General features: G+C 62.7%; 27 protein-coding genes and 1 tRNA gene. 11 read left to right on the top strand and 17 right to left on the bottom strand.

Annotation, left to right across the window (positions count from 1 at the left end; all coding sequences use genetic code 11):
• Window positions 1-116: 116 nt before the first annotated feature.
• On the bottom strand, window positions 117-1,214 hold the full coding sequence (locus tag VGG47_RS13255; RefSeq protein ID WP_331539330.1) for an aromatic ring-hydroxylating dioxygenase subunit alpha: 1,098 nt from the start codon (window positions 1,212-1,214) through the stop codon (window positions 117-119).
• A 379-nt stretch (window positions 1,215-1,593) separates the two neighbouring features.
• Here VGG47_RS13255 and VGG47_RS13250 point away from each other — a divergent pair, with 379 nt between their 5' ends.
• From VGG47_RS13250 to VGG47_RS13220, 7 genes are all read left to right on the top strand, one after another.
• On the top strand, window positions 1,594-1,875 hold the full coding sequence (locus VGG47_RS13250) for an RcnB family protein (protein WP_331539328.1): 282 nt from the start codon (window positions 1,594-1,596) through the stop codon (window positions 1,873-1,875).
• A gap of 33 nt (window positions 1,876-1,908) precedes the next feature.
• Window positions 1,909-2,199, top strand: a complete 291-nt coding sequence (locus VGG47_RS13245) for a hypothetical protein (RefSeq protein ID WP_331539326.1) — start codon at window positions 1,909-1,911, stop codon at window positions 2,197-2,199.
• Between the two features lie 37 nt (window positions 2,200-2,236).
• Complete coding sequence (locus VGG47_RS13240) at window positions 2,237-2,578, top strand: RcnB family protein (RefSeq protein ID WP_331539324.1); 342 nt, start codon at window positions 2,237-2,239, stop codon at window positions 2,576-2,578.
• Between the two features lie 197 nt (window positions 2,579-2,775).
• Window positions 2,776-5,139 (top strand): transketolase, encoded by a 2,364-nt coding sequence (locus VGG47_RS13235; protein WP_331539322.1) that lies wholly within the window; start codon window positions 2,776-2,778, stop codon window positions 5,137-5,139.
• 146 nt (window positions 5,140-5,285) lie between these two features.
• Window positions 5,286-5,897: a cytochrome b/b6 domain-containing protein gene (locus VGG47_RS13230; RefSeq protein WP_331539320.1), complete on the top strand. Its 612-nt coding sequence runs from the start codon at window positions 5,286-5,288 to the stop codon at window positions 5,895-5,897.
• Window positions 5,894-6,610: a molybdopterin-dependent oxidoreductase gene (locus VGG47_RS13225; protein ID WP_331539318.1), complete on the top strand. Its 717-nt coding sequence runs from the start codon at window positions 5,894-5,896 to the stop codon at window positions 6,608-6,610. Before VGG47_RS13230 ends, VGG47_RS13225 begins: the two co-directional genes overlap by 4 nt.
• A gap of 145 nt (window positions 6,611-6,755) precedes the next feature.
• Window positions 6,756-8,219: a glycosyltransferase family 39 protein gene (locus VGG47_RS13220; RefSeq protein ID WP_331539316.1), complete on the top strand. Its 1,464-nt coding sequence runs from the start codon at window positions 6,756-6,758 to the stop codon at window positions 8,217-8,219.
• Window positions 8,220-8,329: 110 nt separating this feature from the next.
• Here the strand turns inward: VGG47_RS13220 and VGG47_RS13215 are convergent, their stop codons facing one another.
• The 3 genes from VGG47_RS13215 to cydD form a co-directional block, all read right to left on the bottom strand.
• Window positions 8,330-8,791, bottom strand: coding sequence for an Hsp20 family protein (locus tag VGG47_RS13215; RefSeq protein ID WP_331539314.1), 462 nt, complete (start codon window positions 8,789-8,791; stop codon window positions 8,330-8,332).
• Window positions 8,792-9,025: 234 nt separating this feature from the next.
• Entirely contained in the window at window positions 9,026-10,654 is a 1,629-nt protein-coding gene (gene cydC / locus VGG47_RS13210; protein WP_331539312.1) for a thiol reductant ABC exporter subunit CydC, read from the bottom strand.
• On the bottom strand, window positions 10,651-12,339 hold the full coding sequence (gene cydD, locus VGG47_RS13205; RefSeq protein WP_331539310.1) for a thiol reductant ABC exporter subunit CydD: 1,689 nt from the start codon (window positions 12,337-12,339) through the stop codon (window positions 10,651-10,653). Before cydD ends, cydC begins: the two co-directional genes overlap by 4 nt.
• A gap of 81 nt (window positions 12,340-12,420) precedes the next feature.
• Between cydD and panC the strand changes: the two genes are divergently transcribed.
• A complete protein-coding gene (gene panC, locus VGG47_RS13200) occupies window positions 12,421-13,245 on the top strand; it encodes a pantoate--beta-alanine ligase (RefSeq protein WP_331539308.1) in 825 nt (274 codons plus the stop codon).
• Window positions 13,246-13,387: 142 nt separating this feature from the next.
• Here the strand turns inward: panC and VGG47_RS13195 are convergent, their stop codons facing one another.
• Window positions 13,388-14,725, bottom strand: coding sequence for a hypothetical protein (locus tag VGG47_RS13195; protein ID WP_331539306.1), 1,338 nt, complete (start codon window positions 14,723-14,725; stop codon window positions 13,388-13,390).
• Between the two features lie 205 nt (window positions 14,726-14,930).
• Window positions 14,931-15,689, bottom strand: coding sequence for an ABC transporter ATP-binding protein (locus VGG47_RS13190; protein WP_331539304.1), 759 nt, complete (start codon window positions 15,687-15,689; stop codon window positions 14,931-14,933).
• A 172-nt stretch (window positions 15,690-15,861) separates the two neighbouring features.
• On the opposite strand from VGG47_RS13190, the gene VGG47_RS13185 reads away from it, so the two are divergent.
• The gene (locus VGG47_RS13185; RefSeq protein WP_331539302.1) at window positions 15,862-16,290 is read left to right on the top strand and encodes a TIGR01244 family sulfur transferase; all 429 of its coding nucleotides are present in this window, start codon (window positions 15,862-15,864) and stop codon (window positions 16,288-16,290) included.
• A 164-nt stretch (window positions 16,291-16,454) separates the two neighbouring features.
• On the opposite strand, the gene VGG47_RS13180 is transcribed toward VGG47_RS13185, so the two are convergent.
• Window positions 16,455-17,021 carry a YbhB/YbcL family Raf kinase inhibitor-like protein gene (locus tag VGG47_RS13180; protein ID WP_331539300.1) on the bottom strand — a complete coding sequence of 189 codons (567 nt, stop codon included), beginning with the start codon at window positions 17,019-17,021 and terminating at the stop codon, window positions 16,455-16,457.
• A 135-nt stretch (window positions 17,022-17,156) separates the two neighbouring features.
• Here VGG47_RS13180 and VGG47_RS13175 point away from each other — a divergent pair, with 135 nt between their 5' ends.
• A complete protein-coding gene (locus VGG47_RS13175) occupies window positions 17,157-17,645 on the top strand; it encodes a phosphate-starvation-inducible PsiE family protein (protein ID WP_331539298.1) in 489 nt (162 codons plus the stop codon).
• Window positions 17,646-17,774: 129 nt separating this feature from the next.
• Here VGG47_RS13175 and VGG47_RS13170 read toward each other — a convergent pair whose 3' ends face one another.
• A complete protein-coding gene (locus tag VGG47_RS13170) occupies window positions 17,775-18,470 on the bottom strand; it encodes a hypothetical protein (protein ID WP_331539296.1) in 696 nt (231 codons plus the stop codon).
• A gap of 174 nt (window positions 18,471-18,644) precedes the next feature.
• Window positions 18,645-19,076 (bottom strand): hypothetical protein, encoded by a 432-nt coding sequence (locus VGG47_RS13165; RefSeq protein WP_331539294.1) that lies wholly within the window; start codon window positions 19,074-19,076, stop codon window positions 18,645-18,647.
• Window positions 19,077-19,468: 392 nt separating this feature from the next.
• On the opposite strand from VGG47_RS13165, the gene VGG47_RS13160 reads away from it, so the two are divergent.
• The gene (locus tag VGG47_RS13160) at window positions 19,469-20,002 is read left to right on the top strand and encodes a tetratricopeptide repeat protein (protein WP_331539292.1); all 534 of its coding nucleotides are present in this window, start codon (window positions 19,469-19,471) and stop codon (window positions 20,000-20,002) included.
• 92 nt (window positions 20,003-20,094) lie between these two features.
• On the opposite strand, the gene VGG47_RS13155 is transcribed toward VGG47_RS13160, so the two are convergent.
• The 8 genes from VGG47_RS13155 to VGG47_RS13120 all read right to left on the bottom strand — a co-directional run bounded on the left by VGG47_RS13155 (window position 20,095) and on the right by VGG47_RS13120 (window position 25,835).
• A complete protein-coding gene (locus VGG47_RS13155; RefSeq protein ID WP_331539290.1) occupies window positions 20,095-20,349 on the bottom strand; it encodes a WGR domain-containing protein in 255 nt (84 codons plus the stop codon).
• Window positions 20,350-20,497: 148 nt separating this feature from the next.
• Window positions 20,498-20,869 carry a hypothetical protein gene (locus VGG47_RS13150; RefSeq protein WP_331539288.1) on the bottom strand — a complete coding sequence of 124 codons (372 nt, stop codon included), beginning with the start codon at window positions 20,867-20,869 and terminating at the stop codon, window positions 20,498-20,500.
• The gene (locus tag VGG47_RS13145) at window positions 20,869-21,498 is read right to left on the bottom strand and encodes a cytochrome c oxidase subunit 3 (protein WP_331539286.1); all 630 of its coding nucleotides are present in this window, start codon (window positions 21,496-21,498) and stop codon (window positions 20,869-20,871) included. Before VGG47_RS13145 ends, VGG47_RS13150 begins: the two co-directional genes overlap by 1 nt.
• A gap of 2 nt (window positions 21,499-21,500) precedes the next feature.
• A complete protein-coding gene (locus VGG47_RS13140; protein WP_331539284.1) occupies window positions 21,501-23,567 on the bottom strand; it encodes a cbb3-type cytochrome c oxidase subunit I in 2,067 nt (688 codons plus the stop codon).
• A gap of 46 nt (window positions 23,568-23,613) precedes the next feature.
• The gene (locus VGG47_RS13135; RefSeq protein WP_331539282.1) at window positions 23,614-24,564 is read right to left on the bottom strand and encodes a ubiquinol oxidase subunit II; all 951 of its coding nucleotides are present in this window, start codon (window positions 24,562-24,564) and stop codon (window positions 23,614-23,616) included.
• A 644-nt stretch (window positions 24,565-25,208) separates the two neighbouring features.
• Window positions 25,209-25,460, bottom strand: coding sequence for a hypothetical protein (locus VGG47_RS13130; protein WP_331539280.1), 252 nt, complete (start codon window positions 25,458-25,460; stop codon window positions 25,209-25,211).
• Window positions 25,439-25,669 (bottom strand): hypothetical protein, encoded by a 231-nt coding sequence (locus tag VGG47_RS13125; RefSeq protein WP_331539278.1) that lies wholly within the window; start codon window positions 25,667-25,669, stop codon window positions 25,439-25,441. Before VGG47_RS13125 ends, VGG47_RS13130 begins: the two co-directional genes overlap by 22 nt.
• Window positions 25,670-25,758: 89 nt before the next feature.
• Window positions 25,759-25,835, bottom strand: a tRNA-Pro gene (locus tag VGG47_RS13120).
• Between the last annotated feature and the right edge of the window lie 125 nt (window positions 25,836-25,960).

Genomic DNA, 25,960 nt, shown 5'->3' with positions numbered 1-25,960 from the left:
GCGGCGCAAAAATTTTTGGTCCGCTGGGCCATGGGCGTTGTCAGCGACGAAGCCCATGGCCCAGATTAACAAAGTTTTTTTGCTACTTTTTGTTCACAAAAAGTAGCCTTCCTTTTTTAGTCCTCCCCCTCCGGCGGCAGGCCGCAGCGCCCAAGCAGGCCGGTGAGTTCGCGGATTACCGGGAACACTTCCTGGTTCCAGTTGGCGCCCTGGGCGTCATGGGCCGCCTGCTCGGCCTCGACGATGTGGCGGTCCTCGCGGAAAATCCGCTCGGTAAAGGCGACCAGGAACGGCCAGCCGACGGTCAGGCCGGCGCGTCCGAGCAGACCGCCGGGCTTGCGGATCGACAGCAAGCCGAAGGTGCGGATGGTCCTCTGCTCCTTGTCCAGCGGCACGTAGACGATCCACAGATCCATCACCGGCGCGTCGCCCCCGGCCGGCATGATCCGCAGGTTCTGATAGGGGTAATCGGTGCGGATGGTCATGACGTCCTTGTCATTGACGTCCTTGGTGCGCTTGCCGCCGAACACGGCGGCCTCGCCCAGCGGCTGCTTCCCCCCGGTGCGCGCGAACGTATACTGCACCTCCAGCCAGTCCTCGCCGAGGCGCCGGCCGAGATAGCGCGGGCGGATCTGCCCCATCTGTTTGCGGTGCAGGAACTGATGGTTCATGTCCATCAGGTTCTCGTGCATGAACGAATAGTGGCAGTTAACCGCGCGGCCGAAGCGGCGGGTCTTGTAAACGTTTGCCGAGGCCGCCGAGAGATCGGGAAAATTGTCCGCGAGCGCCGGATCGCCGGGGAAAATGAACACGAGCCCGGCAGTTTCGCGGCAGGGATAGGATTTGACCCCGTTCGGCAGCTTGCCCTTGCCCAGATAGGGCACGTCGATGCATTTGCCCGAGGCGTCGTAGGTCCAGCCGTGATAGCCGCAACGGATGGCGCAACCGGAGACCACGCCGGCATCGAGCGGCACCTGCCGATGCGCGCAACGGTTCTCCAGCGCGAACACCGCGCCTTCCTTGGGGCGCACCAGCACCACCGGATCACCGGCGAAGCGCACGGCCAGGGGCTTGCCGGCTTTTAGCTCACGCGACCAGGCGACCGGATACCAATGATCGGGATGGATGCGGACGCGGCGTGTATCGAGGACCGGTTCGGTCTGCGGCAGAGGCACTTCGGGCGTATCGTCGGTGTTCAGCTCGATCGAATCCATGAATTTTCCCTGTGATACGCGTTCAGCCGGAGACCTGGCGCATGATCGCTACACAGCCATCACGCGCCAGCCTTATTTTCCCGAGCGATTTCGGGGCTCAAGCGAGAAGCTGCGCGATTCGGTGGCAAGCCATGTCGCTCCAGCACGTTATCTTTTTTTGAGCATAGGTAAAATGTTGCGACGCCAACAAGCCCCGGAATCCTCGCAAACCAGCCGTTAACGCCGCTTTGGCCGGGCGAATCATTACCCCGGCGTCATTGGGCCGGCCCGCGCCTATGGCCAACGGCTGCAATAAAAACTTACAATTACAGGGGACGGCAACACGATTCTGCCGCTTTCAGATGGTCTGAATGAGCTTATCGAAAGGATACACGGCCCCATGAACAAACTGCGTTCGTTCCTCGTGGCGGGCACCGCCGTCATCATGTCACTCGGCACCGCCGCCGTGGCGCAGGCGCAATACTACCAGCCGGTCCCGCCGGGCTACTATCACCACCACCACCACTGGCATGTCGGCGACCGCTATTTTGGCCCGCAGCACATCATCGTGCATTGGCGCCACTTCCGCCTGCCGCCGCCGCCTTACGGCTATGTCTGGATGCAGGCAGGCCCGCAATTCCTGCTGGTCGGGCCCGGTGGCGTGATCTCCCGCGTCTGGTAACGCACTTTTTTCGAATTTTTTAAGGACAAGCAGATGAAACGTCTTTCTCTGGCAGCTCTCAGCGCCGGTTTCGGCTTGGCGTTGCTCGCCGCACCGTTGGCCATGGCGCAGCAATATCCGGCTCATCACGATAACAGCGCGCCCCACGGCGCACCCGCCCACCACGTGCCAGTGCCGGTCCACCGGGTGGTAAGCACGAGCCACCGCCAGCCGGCCCCCAGGGCCCGTGTACAGCCGCACATGACCAGCATGCAGCACCACACCGTGATGGCGCCGCACCACACCGCCATGCCGGCACACGACAGCATGCAGCATCATAGCTAACCCCCTCACGCATTATAAATTTTTTAAGGACAATAAGATGAAGCGTGTTTCGTTGACGGCGCTCAGCGCCGGTCTCGGCTTGGCTTTGCTCGCAGCACCTCTGGCGATGGCACAGCAATATCCGGACCATCAGAATAACGGCGCGCCCCATGGCGATTATGGCCACCAGATGGGCCATGAACAGCCGCACATGGCCATGCAACATCAATGGCATAATGGCGACCACTTCACCGGCAATCGCGAGGTCGTCTCCAACTGGAACCACTACCATGTCCGCCGCCCGCCTGCCGGCTACGAATGGGTGCATGACGGCAACCAGCTGGTGATGATCGCCGTCGGCACCGGTCTGATCGCCTCCGCGCTGGCCAACGGGTACTAAGAAAGCGGCCGCTTTTAAAAAAAGCGGCGCAAAAACTTTTATTTATGCTGGGCCATGGGCACTGTCCCCGACAACGCCCATGGCCCAGATTAATAAAGTTTTTTTGCTACTTTTTGTTCACAAAAAGTAGTCTTTCCTTCGCTTGTGCGCGCAGGTTTCCCGTTCCCCCGAAGCTCGTGTTGCACTAATCTCGATACATGAACGAAATTCGGCCGTTTAGCCCGGAGCTGGGGAAGTTGGAAACGCTGGCGGGGGTGGAGCAAAAACTGCTCTGGCTCTCCGCCTGGATGATCCATAACGCCAATCATCTCCGCCCCAACCGCGACGGGTTGAAGGTCGGCGGCCACCAGGCCTCCTGCGCTTCGGTCGCCAGCATCATGACCGCCTTGTATTTCGACAGCCTGCGCCCATTCGACCGGGTGGCGGTGAAGCCGCATGCCGGGCCGGTGCTGCACGCGGTGAACTATCTGTTCGGCCGGCAGAACGTGGAACAGATGGCGGGGCTGCGGCAGTTCGGCGGCGCCCAGGCCTATCCGTCCCGCGTCAAAGACGGGCCCGAAATCGATTTTTCCACCGGCTCGGTCGGGCTCGGCGTGGCGCTCACCAGTTTTTCCGCCTTGATGCAGGATTATTTGCGGGCGCACAGCCTGGTCGACCCCACCTCGCCACGGCCGCGCCATGTCGCCATCGCCGGCGATGCCGAGCTGGACGAGGGGAATATCTACGAGGCGCTGCTCGAAGGCTGGAAGCACGACGTGCGCGATGTCTGGTGGGTGGTCGACTATAACCGCCAGAGCCTGGATTCGGTGATGCCGGACCGGCTGTTCGGCCGCTTCGAGGGGCTGTTCCGCGACATGGGCTGGAAGGTCGTGTCACTGAAATACGGCAAGCGGCTGGAGGAGGCCTTCGCCCGCCCCGGTGGCGCCGCGCTGCGCGGCTGGGTCGATGAGTGCCCGAACTCGATCTACTCCGCGCTGACCTTCCAGGGCGGGGCGGCCTGGCGGCAGGCGCTCCTCGCCGATATGGGCAAGTCGCGGAACTTGCGGGCCATCATCGATCCGTTAAGCGATGACGAGCTGGCGGCGCTGATGACCAACCTCGCCGGGCACGACCTCGCCACCCTCACCGAGACTTTCCGCGCCGCGTCGCAGCATGACCAGCCGACCGTGTTCCTCGCCTACACCATCAAGGGCATGGGCCTGCCTTTTGCCGGGCATAAGGACAATCATGCCGGGATGATGACGGTCGAGCAGATGCAGGCGTTTCAGCAGCGCTTGAACATTCGGCCCGGCCATGAATGGGAGCCCTTCGAGGGGCTCGCCATGCCCCAGGCCGTCGAGCGTTTCATCCAGAGCGTGCCTTATGCGGAACCGCTGACCCGGCAGGGCCGCCGGCTGGGGGCAGCACCCATTCCCGTGCCCGACCGTCTGCCGCAGCCGAAAATCGTCGGCCGGCGGATGAGCACGCAGGCCGGGTTCGGCGAGATTCTCGCGGAAATCGGCCGCGCCCAGGGCGACAGCGCGGCGCTCTCCCGGCATATCCTCACCACCAGCCCGGATGTCTCGGTCTCCACCAATCTGGGTCCCTGGATCAACCGGCGCGGCGTGTTCGACCGCCACAGCCGCGAGGACGTGTTCCGCGACGGCAAGCTCGCCAGCGCACAGCGCTGGGGCAGCAATCCGGAGGGGCAGCATATCGAGCTCGGCATCGCCGAACAAAATCTCTTTCTCCTCCTGGCCGCCGCCGGGCTGAGTCATGATCTCGCCGGGGCCAGGATCCTGCCGATCGGCACGGTGTATGATCCGTTCGTCAATCGCGGCCACGATGCGCTGTCCTATGCCTGCTATCAGGATGCGCGCTTCCTGCTGGTCGCAACACCTTCCGGCATTTCCCTGGCGCCGGAAGGCGGGCAGCACCAGGCGACCAATACACCGCTGCTCGGCATCGTGCAGGACAGGCTCGCCGCCTTCGAGCCGGCCTATTGCGACGAGCTGGAGATCCTGCTCCGCCATGCTTTCGGGCATATGCAGAAGCCGGAGGGGAGCGCCGTGTGGCTGCGGCTCTCGACGCAGATTTTGCGCCAGCCCGAACGTACCCTGAACGAAGCGGATGTGATCGCCGGCGCGCATTGGGTGGTCCCACCCGCACCCGGGGCCAGAATCGCCATCGCCTATCAGGGCGCGGTCGCCTTCGAGGCGGAAACGGCGTTCGAGATGCTGCGCGAGGATATGCCGGAGGCCGGGCTGCTCGCCGTGACCAGCCCGAACCGGCTCTATGCCGACTGGCGCGCGGCGCAGCGCCAGCGCCGCCAAGGCCTCAAAGCCAGCGCGCATATCGAGCGCCTTCTGGCCCCGCTCGCCCGCGACGCAGCACTCGTCAGCGTGCTGGACGGTCACCCGGCGGCGCATGCCTGGCTGGGCGGGGTGCGCGGGCAGCGGGTGATGGCGCTCGGGCCTGACCGGTTCGGCCAGTCCGGCGATGTGCCGGACCTCTATGAACATTACGAGATCGACGCGGCGGCCATTCTCGACGCCTGCGCGGAAGGGCTGCTGGCGCCTTAAGCGAAGGAGAAAGGCTTCTTTTTGTGGACAAAAAGAAGCAAAAAAACTTTATTATGCTGGGTCATGGGCGGTGTCGCTGACAACGCCCATGACCCAGCATCGCCCGCCGGATCTGCTATAAGCGTTGTTTCGGAAGGAATACGTCCATGCAAAACCCCGCCCCCAAGCGCCGGGTGATCCATCCTTGGCCGCTGCGACTCATGCACTGGCTGAACGCCTTTGCCATCATCATGATGATCGGCTCCGGCTGGCAGATCTACGACGCCTCGCCGCTGTTCGGCTTCACCTTCCCGCCGCTCGTCACCATCGGCGCGTGGCTGGGGGCGGCCATCGCCTGGCATCTGGCCTTCATGTGGCTGCTCGCGATCAACGGCCTGATCTATGTCATCTGGACTCTGGCCAGCGGGCATTACCGGAAATTCTTTCCCCTCAGCCTCTCAGGCGTGTGGCGCGATCTGCGCGCGGCGCTGCGTTTTGACCTGAAGCATGACAGGGGCGTGTACAACGCCGTGCAGAAGCTGCTGTATCTCGGCGTGCTGTTCGCCGGGCTGGTGGTGGTGCTGTCGGGGCTGGCGATCTGGAAGCCGGTGCAGCTGTGGTTTTTCTGCAACCTGTTCGGCGGCTATTTCACCGCACGCTATGTGCATTTTTTCGCGATGTCGGCGATCGCCGCGTTCTTCGCGATCCACCTGATCCTGGTGGCCCTGGTGCCCAGGACCCTGCCGCCGATGATCACCGGGGGGCGGCAGGAATCATGACCCCGCTCGACCGCCGCGGTTTGCTTATGCGCGCACTGGCACTGGGCGCCGTGGCGCCTCTGGCCGCCTGCAATTACGAGGATCCGGCTCATCCCGACCTCGCCGACCGGTTCCTGCATATGATGTCCGCCTGGAACGACCGGGTGCAGGCGGCTCTGTTCAACCCGCATACGCTGGCCCCGACCTTCCGCCCCGACCAGATCACCCACCCGCCGCGCTTCAACGCCTATTACGACATCAGCCAGGTGGTGACGGTCGATCCCGCGACCTACCAGTTGGAACTGGGCGGGCAGATCCAGAACAAGACGCCCTGGACGCTGGCGGCCCTAGATGGCCTGCCGCAGACGCAGCAAATCACCCGCCTCGTCTGCGTCGAAGGCTGGCGGGTGATCGGCCAATGGGGCGGCGTGCCGCTCGGGGAGTTTCTGCGCCACGTGGGCGCCGACACCACCTGCCGCTATGTCTCGTTCCGCTGCGCGGACAATTATTATTCCAGCATCGACATGGCGAGCGCGCTGCACCCGCAGACGATTCTCGCCACCAGCTTTCTGGGCGCGCCGCTGACCCCGCCTTTCGGCGCACCGGTGCGGCTGCGCATTCCCACCAAGCTCGGCTTCAAGAACCCGAAATCGCTGATGCAACTGGCGGTGACCAATGTCTTTCCAGGCGGGTATTGGGAAGACCAGGGGTATAACTGGTTCAGCGGCTCCTGAAACAAGAAGCATGGGCGTTGTCGGGGACAACGCCCATGCCCCAAATTAACAAAGTTTTTTTGCTACTTTTTGTTCACAAAAAGTAGCCTTCCCCTTTTTTTGCCTTACCCTTGCCTAAACCCCGGCACCACGCCATGCAGCGGACATGAATGCGGTTTGGGTTGTGCTGCTGGCCACGGTGCTGCGGCTGGTTTTTGCGAATTTCACCGGGCTCGGCATCGACGAGAGCTATATGGTCGCGGCGTCGGACCATTTTGCCGCCTCGTATTTCGACCATCCGCTCGTCTCCTGGTGGCTTGAGCTCGGCAGCCGCGCACTGTTTCACAGCATGGCGCCGATTGTCGTGCGCCTGCCTTTCATCCTGCTCTCGGCGGTCTCGTCCTGGCTGATCTACCGGATCACCGCGCGGCTCTACACGAGGGGTGCGGCGTTCTGGGCGGTGGTGGCCTATAACATCTCGCCGGTCTTTTCACTCGCTTTCGGCAGCTGGGTGCTCCCGGACGGGCCGCTGGATACGGCACTGCTGGCGGCGCTCTACGCCATGCTCCGGGCGCTGGGAATCGCCGCCGTGCCGACCCCGCCGCAGCCCCGCTGGTGGCTTGCTGCCGGGTTTTTCGCCGGGCTGGCTTGCTTAAGCAAATACAATGCGGCCCTGGTGCTCGCAGGCGCCGGGCTGGCGATGCTGAGCGACCCGCTCTCACGGCGGGAGTTGCGGCGTTTCGCACCTTGGGTAGCCGCCGTGCTGGCGGTGGCGATGTTCATGCCGGTGATCTGGTGGAACGCCACCCATGGCTGGCAGTCCTTCGCGTTCCAGGGCGACCGGGCGACCGGGCTGCGCCTGCATCCCCTGGCGCCGCTGACCGTCTGGGGCGGCGAGGCGCTGTTTTTGCTCCCCTGGCTGTGGCTGCCGATGGTCTGCCTGCAAATCGGCGCGCTACGGCGCGGGCCGGCGGAGCGGCGCGGCTGGCTGCTCAGCCTGCTCGGCCTGCTGCCGGTGGTGCTGTTCTCCGTCTTCGGCATCTGGTCATCGACGAAAATTCTCTATCACTGGGCGACGCCGGGCTATCTGATGCTGCTGCCGATGCTGGGAAGCTGGGCGGAAAATTTTGCCCCCCGGCTGCGCAACACCGTCGCCGCCCTCTCCGCCTTTCTGCTCGCGTTCGCCGCCATGTTCATCGCCGCCGAGGCGACGCTGAACTTCATACCGGGGCTCAATCATTTCTTCCCGCCCGGCAAATCGCCGCTGCTGCAGATCGTCGACTGGGACACGGCCGCCGCCGGCATTCCGCGCCAGGCGCAGGCGGTGGTGGCGTTGCGCTGGTTCGATGCGGGCAAAATCGGCTACGCCCTGCGCGATCGGCTGCCGGTCACGGTGTTCGGGGCGGATCCGCATGAATTCGGCATCGCCACACCGCCTGCCTCGCTGCTGCACAAGAACATTCTCATCCTCGCGATGCCGGGGAACGTGTCGCAGATCGCCGACGAATACGCGCCGGATTTCATGCTGCTGCGGCCGGGCCCGGCGCTAACGGTGATGCACGGCCACGACGTGCTGCTGGTGATCCCGACCTTGATCGGCACCGATCTGCGGCATGTGCCGGGGACGTAAGGAAGTAGCCGCTTTTTGAAAAAAGCGGCGCAAAAACTTTTGGGCTATGCTGGGCCATGGGCGGTGTCAGCGACAGCGCCCATGGCCCCCTTTTTCCTTACCTTGGAAAATTACGCCGCTTTGGGAACGTCCGGACCGTCGATCGTCTTCGGCACGGCGCTGGCACCGGTGATGGCGATGCGGCGGGGTTTCGCGGCTTCCGGCACCACACGCTTGATCGAGACGTGCAGCAGGCCGTTGGCGATATCCGCCCCCTCGACCACCATGTGGTCGGCGAGCACGAAACGGCGGGTGAAGGCGCGCGCGGCGATGCCACGATGCAGGAACTCGTTCTTGCTGGGTTCCTCGGCGACACGCCCTGCCACCACCAGCGCGTTATCCTTCACCGTCAGCTCGATATCGTCGGCAGAGAAGCCGGCGACCGCAAGCGTGAGGCGATAGGATTCCTCGCCGGTCTTTTCGATGTTGTAGGGTGGGTAGGTCGTCGCATCCTGCGGCAGCGTATCCACCAAACGGGCGAGGCGGTCGAAGCCGATCGCGGTACGGAATAGCGGCGCAAAGTCGTACGTCATGATAAACCTCCTGAGTTTAGCAAGGTCATTTTTTACATTCCGGCCCCCATCAGGCGGACCGGCAGGCATGTGCCCCAAAACCCTCTCCGAGGCGCTTTGGACCATTGGTTATAATGGAATTTTTGATGCCCGCTTCAAGGGGCCGGGCCAAGGGCGTTGTCGGCGACACCACCCATGGCCCAAATTAATAAAGTTTTTTTGCTACTTTTTGTTCACAAAAAGTAGGCCTTCCCTTTATCCGGCAGCGGCGACCAGGGAACCTGCGGTCAGGCGCCAGATACGGTCGAGCTGTTCGGCGCCGGTGAGGCGGTGCAGGATCAGCAGCACGGTGCGGCCGGTGACGGCGTCATTCAGCGTGCGCATGAATTCCATTTCGGTCGCCACATCCAGGCCCGCGCAGGGCTCGTCGAGGACCAGGATCGGCGCGTCGGAGAGCAGGGTGCGGGCCAGCGCGAGCCGCCGCCCCTGCCCGCCGGAGAGCGTCTGTCCCCCCTCGCCCAGCCAGCTGTCCAAGCCCTCGGGCAGAGCGCGTATTGTCTCCGCCAGCTGCGCCGCGTCGAGCGCCGCCCACAGCCTGGCATCGTCGGCCGTGGGGTCGCCGAGCAGCAGATTGTTGCGGATGGTATCGGCGAACAGATGCGTCGCCTGGCTGAGATAGGCGATGCGATGGCGCACCGCTTCGGACGGCAGGGTGGCGAGGTCGGCCCCGCCGAGACGGATTTGCCCGGATTCGGGCGCGATGAGTTTCAGCAGCAGCGCCGCGATGGTTGATTTGCCGGCGCCCGAGGGGCCAAGGATGGCCGTGCGCGAGCCGCGCGGCAGCTGCAGCGAAAGGCCCTCGAACACGTAAGGCAGGTCCGGCGCGTAGCGGAAGCTGACATGCTCGAAGGCGATGGCATTGCCCGACGGCATGGCGACCGGGTGAAGCGGCTCCGGCACGTGCGGCGGTGCCTCGGCGGCGGACACCACGCGCGAAGCGGCGGCGGTGGCCTGGCCAAAGAGCAGCCCGGCGCGCGGCAGGCCGAGCACGGTCTCGAAGGCCAGGATCAGCACGAACACGGCGATGACCGCGGCCACCGGCGCGCCCGCCAGGCCGACCACCAGCGCCAGCAGGATGCCGGCCTGGGCGGCGAGGTAGGCGCGACCGTTCAGGGCGCTGCTGCGGAACACGAGGTCGCGCTGCGCCGCCAGGAAGGCGGCCTCGCGCGCCTGCACGGCGGCCAGCATGCGGCCCTCGGCGGCGAAAATTTTCACCTCGCGCAGGCCGGTGAGCGCGTCCAGAACGGCGCTGCGCAGGCCCGACATCGCGAGCCCGGCGCGCGCGCCGTTTTCCTGCGCCGCCCGCGCCGCACGCGCCGGGAGCAGAAAGGCGACATAGCAGAACGGGATGAGGGCCAGGATGGCGGTGGGCAGCTCGTGCCAGAGCAGCACCGCGAGGATCGGCAGGAGCAGACAGGCGCCGAGCAGCGGGACCAGAATCCGCAAGTAAAGGCCGTCCAGCGCGTCCACGTCGTTGACCAGGCGCGCCAGCATGTCACCGGAGCGGCGCAAGCCGAGGCCGCCGGCGGCGCTGCGGGTCAGGCCCGTGAACAGCCAGATGCGCAGCCGCGTCAAAGCGCGAAACATCGCCTCATGGGTGAAGACGCGCTCCAGGTAGCGCAGCACCACGCGGGCCGTGCCGGTGGCCTGCAGCAGCATCGGCACCAGAGCGACGCCGCCCAGGAGCGAAATGGCGATATAGCGGCCGGAGGCGCCCATCAGCGCCGCCCCGGCGGCCAGCGTCCCCAACGAGAGCAGTGCGCCGAACGCCAGCCACGCCACCTGACCGCGCCACAGCTGGAAAATGCGGGTGACCGCATTCATGCCACCACCCCCCGCAGGCGGGCGTAGCGCAGCGCGTCGAGATCGAGCCGACGAGCGCCGGAATTGCGGGCAAAATCCATCGCCACTGCGGAATGGGTGGCGAGGATCACGGTGCGCCCGGCGGCGAGGCGCTTGATGCTGTCCAGCACGTCATGCTCCACGGCGGGGTCGAGATGTGCGGTCGGCTCGTCGAGCAGCAGCAGCGGCGCGTCCTTGAGGAAGGCGCGGGCGATGGCGATGCGCTGCGCCTGACCGCCGGACAGCCCGAACCCGCCCTCGCCGATGCGCGTTTCCACGCCCTGCGGCAGGGCGGCGATGAGCTCGGAAAGGCGCGCCAGGCGGATCGCCTCTGCGAGCTCTTCATCTCCCGCCTCGGGCCTTGCGAAGCGGATGTTCTCGGCGATGGTGCCCGCGAAAATCACCGGCTTCTGGCCGATCCAGCCGAGCATGCGCGTGCGCGCCGCCGGGACCAGCGTGGTGAGTTCCGCACCGTTGATCGTCACCTGGCCGGATTGCGGTTCGATAAAGCCGAGGATCAGGTCGATGATGGTGGATTTGCCGGAACCTGACGCGCCGGTGAGGAGCAGAATTTCCCCCGCGCCGACGCGGAAGGACAAATCATCCAGCACCCGGCCGCGCGCCGCTTCCCAGGTAAAGGACACATGCTCGAAGGCCAGGGTCAGGCCCTGCGCGGCGACGGTGCGGATTTCCGCGGCCGGCACGGTCTCCGGCGGCGGCGGCAAGGCGCAAAAATCTTCGGCCACCGCTTCGGCCCCCATGCGGTCGCCATAGACGGCGGCGAAGGCCCGCAGCGGGGCAAAGAATTCCGGCACCAGGAGCAGCACGAACAGCGCCGTCGGCGCCAGCCCCAACGCGCCATGAACAATGCCGGAAAAGCGCAGCACGATGACGATCAGGGCGGCGGCGGCGGCCAGGTCGAGCGCGGTGGAGGACAGGAAGGCGACGCGCAGCACGCGCATGGTGCGGCGGCGCAACTCCTCCGCGACGGCGCTCAGCGCGCTGGCCTCGTCCGCCGCGCGGCCCGCCAGCACGATGGTGGAGATGCCGCGGATGCGGTCGAGGAAGCGCACCTGCAAGCGTGTCATGGCGAGGAATTGCCGTTTCGCGGCGACGCCGGCGCCGATGCCGGCGACCGCCATGGCGAACGGCACCAGCAGCCCGGCGATGAGCAGCACGATCCCGCTCCGCCAGTCGGCCCATAAAGCGGCCAAGCCAACTAGAAGAGGACCGATGACCGCCATGGTGGTGGCGGAAATCCAGCGGGCGTGGAACCCTTCCATCGCTTCGACACGATCGACCGCCGTGGCGGCGAGTGCCGCGGAGTGCTGGCCGCGCAGCGCGCCGGGCCCCAGCGCCAGCAGCGTGGAAAGCACGCCGTTGCGCAGGCGGCGGCGCGCAGTCGCGCCGGCTTCGAAACCGAGGCGTTCCGCCTGCATCTGTGCCCGCGCGCGCAAGACGGCGAGGATGATGAACCCGAAAGCGGCCAAAAAGGCGCCAAAGTCCCGCGGCGCCAGATGCAGCACGGCGGCCAGGAGACGCGCGGCGCAAAGGGCCTGGCCGATCCCCAAGACGGTCTGCATGGCCCCCAGCAGAATCGGCAGCCACCCGGCCCGCCGGCCGAGTTTTGTCTCGGCCTTGATCCAGGCCTTGGTTCTGGAACTCATTGGATTCCCATATCCCCTGCGGCCCCCGCTGCCCAGCCTGCATGACTGGACGACGGCCCGAAAATCGTCAACACGGCGGTCATGAAAATCGTACGCACCCTGCCCGAACTGCACGCCGCCCTTGCTGAACTTGGCCCGGTCGGGCTGGTGCCGACCATGGGGGCGCTGCACCGAGGGCATCTCGCTTTGGCGGCGGCGGCGCGGCAGGCCAAACGGCCGGTGGCGGCGAGCATTTTCGTCAACCCGCTGCAATTCGGACCAACGGAGGATCTGTCCCGCTACCCGCGCGACGAGGCGGGCGATCTGGCGCAGCTGGCGCAAGCCGGTTGCGATCTGGTCTGGCTGCCGGATGTCGCCACCATGTACCCCTCGGACGCGGCCAGCACGATCACGGTCGGCGGGCCGGCAACACGTTGGGAAGGTGCGGCGCGGCCCGGGCATTTTGCCGGCGTGGCCACGGTGGTCGCGAAACTGTTCGGCCAGGTGCGGCCGCACGCCGCGTATTTCGGCGAAAAAGACTGGCAGCAGGTGCAGGTGATCCGCCGCTTCACCGCCGATTTTCTGTTGCCCGTGGAGATCGTGCCGGTGCCGACGGTCCGTGAGGTGGACGGGCTGGCGCTCTCCTCCCGCAACCGGTTTCTGAAGCCCGCCGAGCGCCTGGCGGCTCCGGCACTCTATGCGGCACTCACCCGTGCAGCGGCGCAAATAAGCGGCGGCGCGGCGGTGGCCGAAAGCCTTGAAGCGGCGAAACACGCCCTGATCGCCGCCGGGATGACACCGGATTATCTGGCGCTGGTCGGCGCCGAAACGCTGGAGCCGCTGGAGCGCCTGGCGCAACCCACGCGCCTGATCACCGCCGCGCGCCTCGGCAGCGTGCGACTGCTCGACAACGTGGCGGTCGGTTAGAAAGGCTACTTTTTGTGAACAAAAAGTAGCAAAAAAACTTTGTTAATCTGGGCCATGGGCGTTGTCGCCGACAACGCCCATGGCCCAGCGGAGCAGAAATTTTTGCGCCGCTTTTTTTTAAAAAGCGGCTACTTTCTTCTATTTAATCCACCAGCAGCCACGCGGCGAAGGCCCAGGCGCTGCTGACCGCGACGCCGACGACCAGCCCGAGCACTGTGCCGGTCTGGCCTTTGCCGAAGAAAGCGCGGACCAGCGGGATCGGCAGGCGGATGCCCACCGCCAGATTGCTGGCCAGGACCAGCGCCATGCAAACCAGCAGGACAGGCGCCAGCGACCGGGCGCGCCACAGCACCAGGAGCACCGGTCCGGCCAGCAGCAGCAGCGTCGCATAGGCGGCGGCGCCGAGCGCCGCGCGGCGGAGGAACGCGCGCGCCACCGGGGCGCTGGCGCCGAGATCCGGCGCGTCGTCGGCACCGACCAGCACGGAGATGAAAAACAAACCGAGCTGGCCAGAGAGAAAAACCAGCAGCGGCACCGCGACCTCGACACCCCCGCTTGTGCGCAGCCGGCCGGCGAGGATCATTGCCACCGGCACCAGCGTGAGCGAGCGGTAGACCGTCTGGCTGACCACACCGGGGAAGCGTGTGAGCAAACGCAGGTTTTTCATGAACACCGCGCTCACCGGACCGGCCCGGAAGGAAGCACCCTGCCGCCTTGTCGCCCCCGCCGGGCGGTAGGCGGCGGCACTGATCGAGCCGTTGGCAAAGCGCCGATCCAGCGTGACCCATACCAGGCCAAAGATGGCGAGGCTCAAGCCGAGGCTAAGCGCCAGCGGCATTGTTTGCCCCAGCATGGCGCGGGCGAAAATGAGTGCCGGGCCATGCGCGCCGGGTGACGGGGTGAAGGCCTGCCAGAAGCGCGTCAGCAGCGCGGGCCCCATGAAGCGGGGCGCCTGGCCCAGCGCGAAAATAACCACGCCCATCAGCAGCGCCAGCGTGTGCCCGGCGCGCCGCGCCGCCGCCGGGCCGGTCGTGCCCACCAGCATCACCACCAGCGCGAAGGCCAGTGCCGCGACCAGCAGCCCTTCGGCCAGGAGCATGGGATAGACCGACAACGCCCAGTACTGCCCGTATACGGCGAGACCGTTGGCCAGCACCCCGCCCAGCAACAGCCACGGTGCGGCTACGCTGGCGCCCACGCCGATTATCCGCACCGCCAGCACCCGTCCGGGCGGAATCGGTGAGGCGAGCAGGAAATCCACATCGCCGCGCCCGTACAGCACGTCGATCGCCGCGATCATCGCGCGCGAAAACATCAGCACGAAGAAAAAGAACAGGTTGATGTTGGCGACCAGCAGCATTTCCGGTTCCGGCAGCCGGTGGCGCGTGATCTCGCCGGCGAGCAGCAGGGCCACGCTTTGGAACAGCAGCCCAATGACGATGACCGGCCCCAGCACATAACGGCGCGAACGGACCAGCATAGAGCCGCGCCACAACACCCGCATTTCTTGAGCCAGCAGCCAGAAGAAGCCGGGAGGGTTAAACATCAGAAAGACAAGGTAAGCGAAGGGAAGGCTTCTTTTTGTGAACAAAAAGAAGCAAAAAAACTTTGTTATGCTGGGCCATGGGCGTTGTTCCGGACAACGCCCATGGCCCAGCATAAAAGAAGTTTTTGTGCCGCTTTTTTCAAAAAGCGGCTGCTTTCTTCTCGCCGGCGGTCAGGCGCAAAAAGACGTCTTCCAGCGAGCCGGCGGAAACGCCGGCGCGCAACTGCAGCGCCGTGAGGTCACCTTCCGCCAGCAACTGGCCGCCGGCCAGAATGCCGATACGGGTGGCGAGGCGCTCGGCAACTTCCAGACTATGCGTGGTGAGGATCAGCGCCGCGCCGGCGGCGGCGCGGCGCTGCAGCATCTCCTTCACCAGCCGCGCCGAAGCGGCGTCCAACCCGGTGAAGGGCTCGTCGAGGAGCAGAAACTTCGGCTCGTGGATCAGCGCTCCGGCCAGCACGGTTTTCTGCTTCATGCCGCGGGAGAACCCTTCGCAGCGCTCATGCCGGTGCGGCCACAGACCCAGCGTTTCCATCAGCGCCTCGGCCCGGACCCGGGCATCGCGCGGCGGCACGCGCCACAGCCCGGCGACGTATTCGAGATATTCCATCGGGCTTAGCCGGTCGTAGAGCAGCGGCTCGTCCGGCAGCCAGGCCATGATCGACTTGGCCGCAATCGGGTCCGCCCAAACATCGCGGCCAAACACCGAAACGCTCCCGGCGTCGGGGCGCAGCAGCCCGGCGATCATGCGTAGGCTGGTGGTCTTGCCGGCGCCGTTGGGGCCCAGCAGCGCGTAGAACTCGCCCGGCTGGAGGCGCAGGTCCAGCCCGGCGACGATGTTCCGGCCAAAAGACTTCGTCAGCCCCCGCACCACCAGCGCCGCGTTCCGGTCCATCATGCCGATCCATACCATGCCGTGAAAGCAAGGCGAGAGCTTGATTCCAGGGCTTGAAGTTACGGCGTTTTGCCAAGGCCGCAAGGGGCGACACGATGCTTGACCGCGCCCTGCACTTGGCAGAAGGAAACGCGATGGGGCTGCAATTTCGGCCCGCAAATAGGGAGAATTGCTGATGCCGATCAAGCCGATCACCGAAAATTTTGCCGTGGCGCCGCAGATATCGGCCGCGGATATCGCCGCCGTCGCACAGCTCGGATACACGACCATCATCAACAACCGGCCGGACGGCGAGGTTCCGGGGCAGCCGAACGCGGCGGAGATCGAGGCGCTGGCGAAGCAGCATGGGTTGAACTTCGTCAACATCCCTGTGAGCGCCGCGACCATGACCCCTGAAGCGGTGCAGCTTATGGCCGCAACGCTGCAGACCGCACCCGGCCCGGTCCTGGCCTATTGCCGCAGCGGCATGCGCTCAACCACCATGTGGGCACTGGCGCAGGCCGGAAAGATGCCGGCTGACGAGATTCTGCACCACGCCGTGCAAGCCGGGTACGATCTCAGCGGTCTGGAACCGCGCCTCCACGCCAAGAGCGATATTGGCTGAACTCTGCTTAGAGAAGCGTAAGGAGAAGGCTTCTTTTTGTGAACAAAAAGAAGCAAAAAAAACTTTGTTAATTTGGGGCATGGGCGCTGTCGGGGACACCGCCCATGCCCCAGCATAGTAAAAGTTTTTGCGCCGCTTTTTTCAAAAAGCGGCTGCTTTCCTTTCTACCGCGCATACGTGCCCGTATAAGTTCCCTGCGCAATGACATGGCCGCGCACGGCGATCTGCACCGCCGGGCCGGTTGAATCCGCAGTCACGGCAGGCAGGCTGGCGACGTTCAGGGCGCTGATCGTAAATATGTAATGGTGCGGGTTGCCGCCCACCGGCGGGCATGGCCCCTGATAACCAGGCAGATGGTGATTGGTCATGCCGGCGACGGCCCCGGCGGGCAATGTGGCGCCCGCCTTCAGGCTGGTGACGGAGGGCGGAATGTTCACCACCAGCCAGTGCCAGAAGCCGCCGCGGGCCGGCGCGTCACGGTCGAGTTCGGTCAGGGCAAAGCTTTTGGTCCCGGCCGGGGCGCCGCTCCAGCTCAGCTGGGGGGAGATATTTTCCCCGCCGCACGCGGCGAAAGCGACGCTGCGCGGCTGCTCCGCGCCATTGGCGAAACTGGTGCTGGTGACATGGATTTTCGGCAGATCCGCCGGCGTGCCGGTCGACTGCAGGGTTTGCGCGCCGGAAGCAGCGGGCAGCAGGGCGATCAGACAAATCGCCGGAACAGTATAACGCATGCGTAAGCTCCCACAATTTTGAGGTCACGGAAACGCGATTTTTGTCCCCTGTCCAGCCCCCACAAAATATGCGACGCGGCTAGAGCGGGCCTCGCATGCGCGCCTTGCCCCCCTGCACGAAGGAAGATTAACGGTTTGACCGAGCTGAAGAACGAAATACACCACAACAGCGGCATCCGGCACCTGATATTCCGGCTCTATGACCGGGCGATCGAGCTGATCATCCTCGGCGTGATTCCGTTGATGCTGGTAGCACTCGGCTTCGCCTTCCTGCAGGCGGTGATCAGCACGCTGGCGATGTTCCCCTTCGCGGGCCAGCACGCCACCGACGAGAGCATGCTGCGCGCGCTGGTCGAACGGGTCCTCGAAGTCGTCATTCTCATCGAACTGTTCAACACCTTCATGGAATATGCCCGGACCCGGCATATCCGGCTGGCGAACCTGCTCGACGTGACGATCGTGTTCGCGCTGCGCGAGTTGCTGATCCAACTCTACGCCCAGGTGATTTCCGCGGTCGACATCATGACCTTGTGCGGGCTGGTGATCGTGCTGGTGATCGCCCGCAGCATCGCCTCGCGCTTCGCGCGCGCCCGGCCGCCCTATGAGGACGACCGGCTCAGCTAAAAGGAAGCAGCCGCTTTTTGAAAAAAGCGGCGCAAAAACTTTTTCTTTGCCGGGCCTGGGGCTGTGTCACCGACAACGCCCATGGCCCGGCATTTATCAAAAAGCCTTCCCCTGCGCTTGCAGACCCGCTCAGGTCCAGCTGTCGTTGTTGTTGTCGTCGTTCCAGTTGTCCGCCTGCTGCGACCCGTCGCTGCTGTTGTCCCAGCCATCATTGCCGGCGTTGTCGCCGTTCTCGTTGATGATGGTCTCGTTCACCGGCTGGTCGCGATTTCCGAGCATCTCGTCGGCGATTGCGCCGCCGATCAACCCGCCCGCGATTCCGCCCGCAAGCCCACCCAGCATACCGCCCCCGGCCGCCGGAGGCTGCTGCGGATACATGTTCGGGTTATAGCCCGGAGGGCCCATATTCGGGTTGAACGGGTTCGGGCTGCGGCCGAATCCCTGGGCGCCCGGCGCACCGTACATGCTGCCCATCGCGCGCCGCTGCCGGGCCCGCATGATGCGGAACACCACCCAAATGCCGACCACCAGCAGCACGATGGGGACCAGCCTTCCATGGCCGCCCTGCGGCGACGCGATGTTGAGCGGCATGACACCGCCAGTCTGCTGCCCCGCCAAATGCGTATCGACCGTGGCGAGCATGCTCTGCGCCTTGTGGCTGTCAGGATGGTCGCGCAGCACCGCCATCAGGTCGTCATGCGCCTGTTGCCACTGCCCCGCAGCCATTTCCGCCTGGATTTGCGTTGGCGCCGGGTCCGCCCAGCTCGGCTGGCTGAAGGCGAACAAAGAGGCAAGAATACAGGCAGCGCCTAAAAACCGTTTCATAAGATCCCTCGTCGGAAAAAATGGCCAAGCGCACAGTGCGGCGACCGACCTACGTGCAGGGCGTTGACCGGCTCCCCCGCATCGCCGTGAAACATGATCCGTCGTCATATCATGCCTAGCCAAGCTCAGATTAGCAGCAAACCCCAAGCCTGTCTCTCCGCCGCGCCTGCCCCCCTACTCGGCGGAACCGTAGATGCGGCGGCCATCGTTGGCCGGACAGGAGCAGCGCGCGCCGACCGGCACAGTCACCCGCGTGGGGCAAACATAAGGGCTGGCATTGCAGGTCTGCCCCGGCGCGCCGGCTGACGGCTGTTGAGCGATATAGCCCGGATAGGGCGAATAATAGCCGGCCGGCGGCGGGTAATAAGCGGGTGGGGCATAATAGGCCGGCGGATAGTAATAATAAGGCGGTGCCGCATAATACGGCGCGATGCCGACGCCGACACCCCAGCCGCCGTACCAGCCTCCACCGCCATGCCAGCCCCCACCACCGTGCCAACCGCCACCGCCCCAACCGCCACCGCCATGCGCCGAGGCGGGCGGTGCCAGCATGCCGGCGGTGGCCAGGCCGAGGGCACAAAGTGCCAAAAACTTACGGGTTCTCATGATCGCGATCCCCAAAGGGTAACGCCCCAGTCTACTGCGGATTAGATGGTTTGTCTGCCCGCTTCTGCCAGCAGGACGAAGGCGCAATCCGCTGACCTCGCATGTTTGTGAGCGGGATTAGTATCCGCCACGCCAAGCTGAAAGCGCGTTAATCGTTGCATTTTACGATAATCCACAGAATTCTGGATAAGCTTGTGGATAGGCCATGTATGCCGCTGCGCACGCCGCCATTTACCTCGGTCTATCTCACTTTGCCTCTCCAGGCACAGCCGAACGCGTCTCGCCCATCCCCCTCTGTGCTTTGACGTGAGTTCCCCGGATCTGCTTGCTTGTCGCGCGGCTTGAAATACGTCCCGTTCGTTAGCGGAAACGAGTCGCCAAGGATAATGGGAATGAACCGGAAACAGCGTCGCGCACAGGTCAAGACTGTATCGGCGCCACAGCAGCCCGCATCGGCAAATCTCAAAATGATGTTCGAGGCCGGCCTTCGGCACCATCAGGTCGGCCAACTGGCGGAGGCCGAGCGGTTCTACCGTCAGGTGCTGGCGATCGATGCCCTTCATGCCGACGCCCTGCATCTGCTCGGCGTGATCGCCAATCAGACCGGACGAAACGACATGGCTGTCGAAATCATTGGAAAGGCAATTAAGATCAATCCAACGGCCGGCGACTATCATTATAACCTAGGCACAATCCTTATAAACTTGGGACGCTTAGATGAAGCGGTTGTCGCCTACAACAACGCCATCCGCTGCAGGCCAGACTATGCAGAGGCTCACTCCAACCTGGGCAACGCCCTACGGGACCTGGGACGCCTCCATGTGGCTGGATTGGTGCCAGGCAAGCTAGCACGGGGCTCAGCAGCGGAAGAAAGCGGCCGCTTTTCGAAAAAAGCGGCGCAAAAACTTTTGCTATGCTGGGCCTGAGGCTTTGTCGGCGACAACGCCCATGGCCCAGCGGAGCAAAGTTTTTTTGCTACTTTTTGTTCACAAAAAGTAGCCTTCCTTTTCGCCAGCCTCTAGGCGTCGCAATAACCGCTGCGGCGCTTGGCGCGAGCAAGCTCGGCCAGGGCATTAAGCGCGGCGCCGGCATCGGGGTGTGGATCGAGGCGGCGCCGTCCTTGCGTGCCGACGCGCCCCCACTGCCGGACCAACAGGGTGCGACCAAACAGATCAGGCCAAATCTCCAGCCGATAGAACCGGCACTCGTTCTGCTCCGGTCGAACCCTGGTGAGGGCGACGGCTTCAGGGAAGAGCGCAAGCTGAACCGGCATGGAAATCCCCGGGGCGTTAAGGCATGACCTGCGATGACCATATCACCTTCGGCAAGTACCCGCCAAGGGAGATGCTGAAAAAGCTCCTATTTTTCGTGGCGGCAGGACAGAGTGACCTGGCCTGCCGCTCCACAAAAGGCGAAGATAACTATTGCAGAAGCGTGGACTGGGTTTCCGCCGTGGGCATCATCATCCGGCCACTCATCTCATGGAACATCCAGACCGTGAGACCGATCGAAAGAACAAACAAGGGGACGGTCAGAACCAGCGAAATACTCTTCCATATCTGGTGCTGGGAAATATCCAGCCCATAGAAAAAGAAGGCCTGCGCAATCAGCGCCAAGAGGGCAAGGCCTGATACCGCCACCAATAACAGCATCGGCGAGAGAGCATGCCCTGAAACCAGCAGCAATGCCCCCAACAACATGAGCACTGAGACGATATAACCAGACACATAACCAAGGGCGCTGGCTTGCTGCACTTCCGGATGGTGCAACGGGTTAGAGTGTTGCGTGGACACTAGGCAGCCCCCCTCAGATAGATAAACACGTAAACACACACCCAGACCGAGGCCTGGAATTGCCAGAACATACGCAAGTTCAAAAGCCGCGAGACGATATCCTGCGAAAATCCCGAGCGCAGGCATTGGATCATGAGGACGAACATCCACAGGAGGCCAAACACCATATGCAAACCATGGCTGGCGATCAGCACAAAAAAGGCCGACAGGAAGCCACTGCGATCAGGTGTTATGCCTTGAGCCATCAGGTTCGCAAAATCATTCAACTCCAAACCGATGAATGCAAGGCCGAGCACGAACGCCACGATCATGCCGAGCAGTACCCCCGCTTTATTGCCGGTTTTCAGCGCCACAGTCGCTAAACTATAGGCAAGTACGCTCGTCATGACGGCCATGGTTTGCCAGAAGGCGGCAACAGGATGGACAATTTGCGCCGCGGTCGGCCCGCCTGCCATATTCATCGGCTGGTCGAGGACCGCGTAAGCGGCGAACAGTCCGGCAAAGATCAACGCATCGCTCAGCATATACAGCCAAAACCCGAAGGTCTTGGTGGCGATTTGGTCGTGATCATCATGACCGTAGTACCAGAGCGGCGGAACATCACCGCCGGGCTTAACAAAAACATCCATGATTAAGCCTTTGCCTCCACGCCAAGCGTTTGACCTTCAGAGTCCGAGAGAATGCCGACCGCTTCGTCTCTTGCTTCCATCTGTGCCAATTCCGCGGCCGAAATCTCATATCCAGGGCTGCGGATAAAGGAACGGATAATGATCGTCGCAATAATCACAAGAAGCGAGATCGCCGCCATCCACCAGATGCGCCAGACCATGCCGAAGCCAAAGCCGAATGCGAACACGCCAATGATCAAGGGGATCACGGAATTTTTTGGCATATGGATCGGCTCATAATGATCCGGACCCACTTCATGAACGCCCCGTTCACGACGCCAGGCAAGCTCGTCCAAGGCATTCACCTGCGGCATGACCGCAAAGTTGTAATACGGCACCGGCGAATGGGTCAGCCATTCCAAGGTGCGCGAGCTGTGCCAGGGATCGGCGCCAACCTTGTTCTTCGCGCGGTCGCGTATGCTCACGTAAAGCATCTTCGCAAAATAATAGCACGAGGCGCAATACAGGAAGATGCCGATTTCTTCGACGATCAGCAGCGGTTTCCATTGCGGATCGAACAGGTAATCGAGCCGGCGCGTTTCTCCCTGGAAGCCCAAGGCAAACATCGCGACGAAGGTCAGCGTCGTGCCCAGCGAGAAGGTCGCAAAGAACAGTTTTCCACTACGCTCATCGAGTTTGAAACCGAACACCTTCGGGAACCAATAAGCGACTGCCGCGAAGATTGCATAGGCGATCAGCAAGACCATGCAGTGAAAGTGAGCAATGACAAACACGCTATTATGTACGGTATAATCGATCGCCGGAACGGCCAGCATCATACCCGTCAGGCCACCGACCAACAGCAGGAATAACGCCCCAAGCGCCCAGAGCATCGGCGTGTCGTACGTCAACCGGCCGCGATAAAGTGTGAACAGCCAGTTGAATACTTTGACACCCGTCGGGATGCCGACCAGCATCGTCGCCACACTGAAGAAGGTGTTGACGTAAGGTCCCGCCCCCATGGTGAAGAAGTGGTGCAGCCAAACCGCCCAGGAGACACCCGCAATGGCGAAGGTGGCGGCAACCATCGTAAAATATCCGAACAGCGGCTTTTCAGAGAAGGTCGGGATCACCTCGGAAATCACGCCGAATGCGGGAAGCACGAGGAAATACACCTCGGGGTGGCCCCAGATCCAGAACAGATCCGTGTACAGCATCAGATTCCCGCCTTGTCCGGCGGTATAAAAATGTGTCCCCAGGTAGCGGTCGGCACCGAGCAATGCCAAAGCCACACCGAGCACGGGGAATGCCGTCAAGCCAATGATGTTGGTCGACAGCGTGGTCCAGGTGAAGATGGGGATGCGCCCCCAGGTCATGCCAGGTGCGCGCATGCCGACGATGGTTGCAATGATGTTGATGGCGTTCAGCGTCGTACCGATGCTGGAGATCTGGATCGCCCACATCCAGTAATCGACGCCGACACCGGGGCTATAGGGCAACTCCGTGAGCGGAGCCAAGCCGACCCAGCCGGCATCCGAGAATGTCCCGATAAAGAGTGACGCCATGACCAGTGCAGCGCCGACCGCGGTCAGCCAAAGACTGATCGCATTCATGACCGGAAAGGCCATATCGCGCGCGCCGATCTGCAGCGGAACAACGATATTTCCAAGCCCCGTCAAGATCGGCGTGACGGCGAACAAGATCATGATTGTTCCATGAGAACTATAGATCTGGTCGAAGTGAAAGGGCGGAAGGTAACCGTGAAGCGAGCCCATATAGCCCGGGGAATGCGGACCATCGGCCATGACCTGCTGGGTCCGGATCATGAAGCCGTCGGCAAAGCCGCGGAACATCATCACAAGACCAAGCAGAATATACATCACGCCGATTTTTTTGTGATCGACGGTGGTCAGCCATTCACGGAATAGATATCCGACTTTTCCATAGTAGATCGTCGGAATGACAATCGCCAACCCGGCAATTGCCGAAAAGGCAAATGCCCCAATGAGGATTCCACTGTCGTAGGGAATTGCGGAAAGCGTCAGCCTCCCGAATAGTAAAGACCACGCCCCCTGGAGATGAACAGGCACTGATTAGACCTTTCTTATCGACTCAAATCTAGTTTTCGGCCTTGCGTTAGTTTGTCGCGTTGGCTGTCATCGTCTCGGTCAGATTGTCCGGAACCGGATAGACCTTCCCGTTGCGGACCTCGTCATAGACATGAGCGAGCAAACCGTCCTGGACCGCCGAAAAATAGGACGGTTTGGCGCCGATATTGATCGTTGTCTGCGCCAAACGCTCAAAGTCGGCATAGGACAAATGATCCGGAGAGGCCTGAACCGATGACACCCAGCCGGCATAGTCCTGAGGCGTCACGACGCGTGCCGCGAACTGCATCCAGGCAAATCCGGCCCCGCTGAAATCGGCAGAAAAACCTTCGTAAGTTCCGGTGTTTTTGGCCCTGAACATATCGAGTGTCTGCATTCCCGGCATGACGTCCATCATGGGCACCAGTTCAGGAACAAAAAAGTCGTTCACCACCGTCGCGGACGTCATGTGGAACTCCACGTCTCTCCCCTGCGGCACGACCAGTTCATCGATCGTCGCAATGTGAAGCTGCGGATAAATAAAGAACCACTGCCAATCCGTCGTAATCACATCAATTTGTAACGGCCCTGCGGGAGATGGGTCCGGAGTTTGCATAACCATTCCTGGCATTGCCGGCGCGACGCTTGCCATGCGCACCTTGGGCGCCGCATCGGCACCGCCGAGCACCGCGGGCCCATAAGGGTTCACCGCCAAGGTGGTCTCATAAGAGAAAAATGCGAGCACGGCCACCGTGACCAGGGGCACCGCCCAGACCAGAATTTCGAGCGTCAGGGAGTGCGACCAATGCGGATCATAGGCGGCGTTTGCCGACTTACGGTAGCGCCACATGAACACGCAAATGAGCACCGCCACCGGCAGGATGATCACCAGCATGACCGCGACATCGACGATCGTGGATCGCAATTCCAGATTCGCAATGGGGCCATTGGGGTGGAACAGCCTGTACGAAGCCGGCACGCATCCGGCGAGGAACAGCATAGGCAGACAAATCATTTGTCGAGCCATGCGAGCCCAGACATGTCGGCACGGTAACTTCATGAGTGATCAACCAAATTTGTCGATGGAAACAATAAGGCGGCGCCGGCAATCCGAACTGGATTATTTCGCGTCATGCGCGCCCGGTTCGAACCCGCTGCCTTGGGGAATTGAATTGCGCTCTCCGGGCAAGGCGCCATCCCAACTTTGACATGTAGCCTATTCTCAAATGCTTCTGCGCCGCTTTGCGACCAAGACGTCATTAGTCCACTTCTCCCGCCTATCACCGTCCGCTGCAGATGCCGCTGACAAGATGATCTACAGATACCTTCCGAAAGACTGATCGATCACGGTACGGTTGATATATTTAGCCTCTAGAATGGTAGGGTAGATGAATTCACAAGTCAGTTCAAGGCGTCATAAAGAACTCTGTGTGAAAGGTTTTTTGTTGTTCCGACAGTAAAACTAACACAGCGATTGCGCGAAAGAGATTAGCAAAGGGGAAGGCTACTTTTTGTGAACAAAAAGTAGCAAAAAAACTTTGCTAATCTGGGCCATGGGCTGCGTCTGCGACAACGCCTCAGGCCCAGCGAAGCAAAAATTTTTGCGTCGCTTTTTTTAAAAAGCGGCCGCTTTCGTCTGCCTGATCAGACCGCCTTCTCGAACTGGGCGCCGGCGAATTCCGCACTCCTGGGCGCTTGGGTTCCGACCGCGGACTGCACCAGCAGCACATAGCGCCGGAGCAGCCAGACGATCTGCTCGTAGGCCGCGGTGATGGCGTAAACCGCGCGGTAGTGGCCGTGCACGGTCCCGGCCTCGGTCGAGATTAGGTCGGCGCGCATTTGCTCGACCCACGCGCCGCGATCGCCGGTCATGCTCAGCACGGTGTCGAAATCCACGGCGGCGCGTGCAGGATGAAAATCGGCACCATGCCGCCACTTCCGGCATAGAAAATGAACGCGACATTGCTGCCGATCGCGGCAACGCGCAGCCATCGCATTTCCGTAAGCGAGAAGGTGAGAAATACCAGTACGCTCGCGATGTATCCGAGCCCTTGCGCCGTGGCAGGGGGAATGTCGAAGAGATGACGGATCACGTCGCCGATCATACAAGCCCTTCCCCGCAACTCGGTTCGTGGCTCGCGCGGTTTCGGACGTTCAGCCGGTGGCCCTGGCGTCCCGAACTCATCGGCTTATTTGGTCGGAGCGGCGGGATTCGAACCCACGACCCCCAGTCCCCCAGACTGATGCGCTACCAGGCTGCGCTACGCTCCGATCATGCGCTGCCTGTAGCAACTATGTCGCTGCAGGCCAAGAGGCACCGACTATATCGGGGAGAAGAAAGCGGCCGCTTTTTGAAAAAAGCGGCGCAAAAACTTTTGTTATGCTGGGTAATGGGC

The sequence above is a fragment of the Acidocella sp. genome (assembly GCF_036489515.1).
GTDB lineage: Bacteria > Pseudomonadota > Alphaproteobacteria > Acetobacterales > Acetobacteraceae > Acidocella.
The sequence above is the reverse complement of the archived record's forward strand: the minus strand, read 5'-3'. Positions and strand labels throughout refer to the sequence as shown.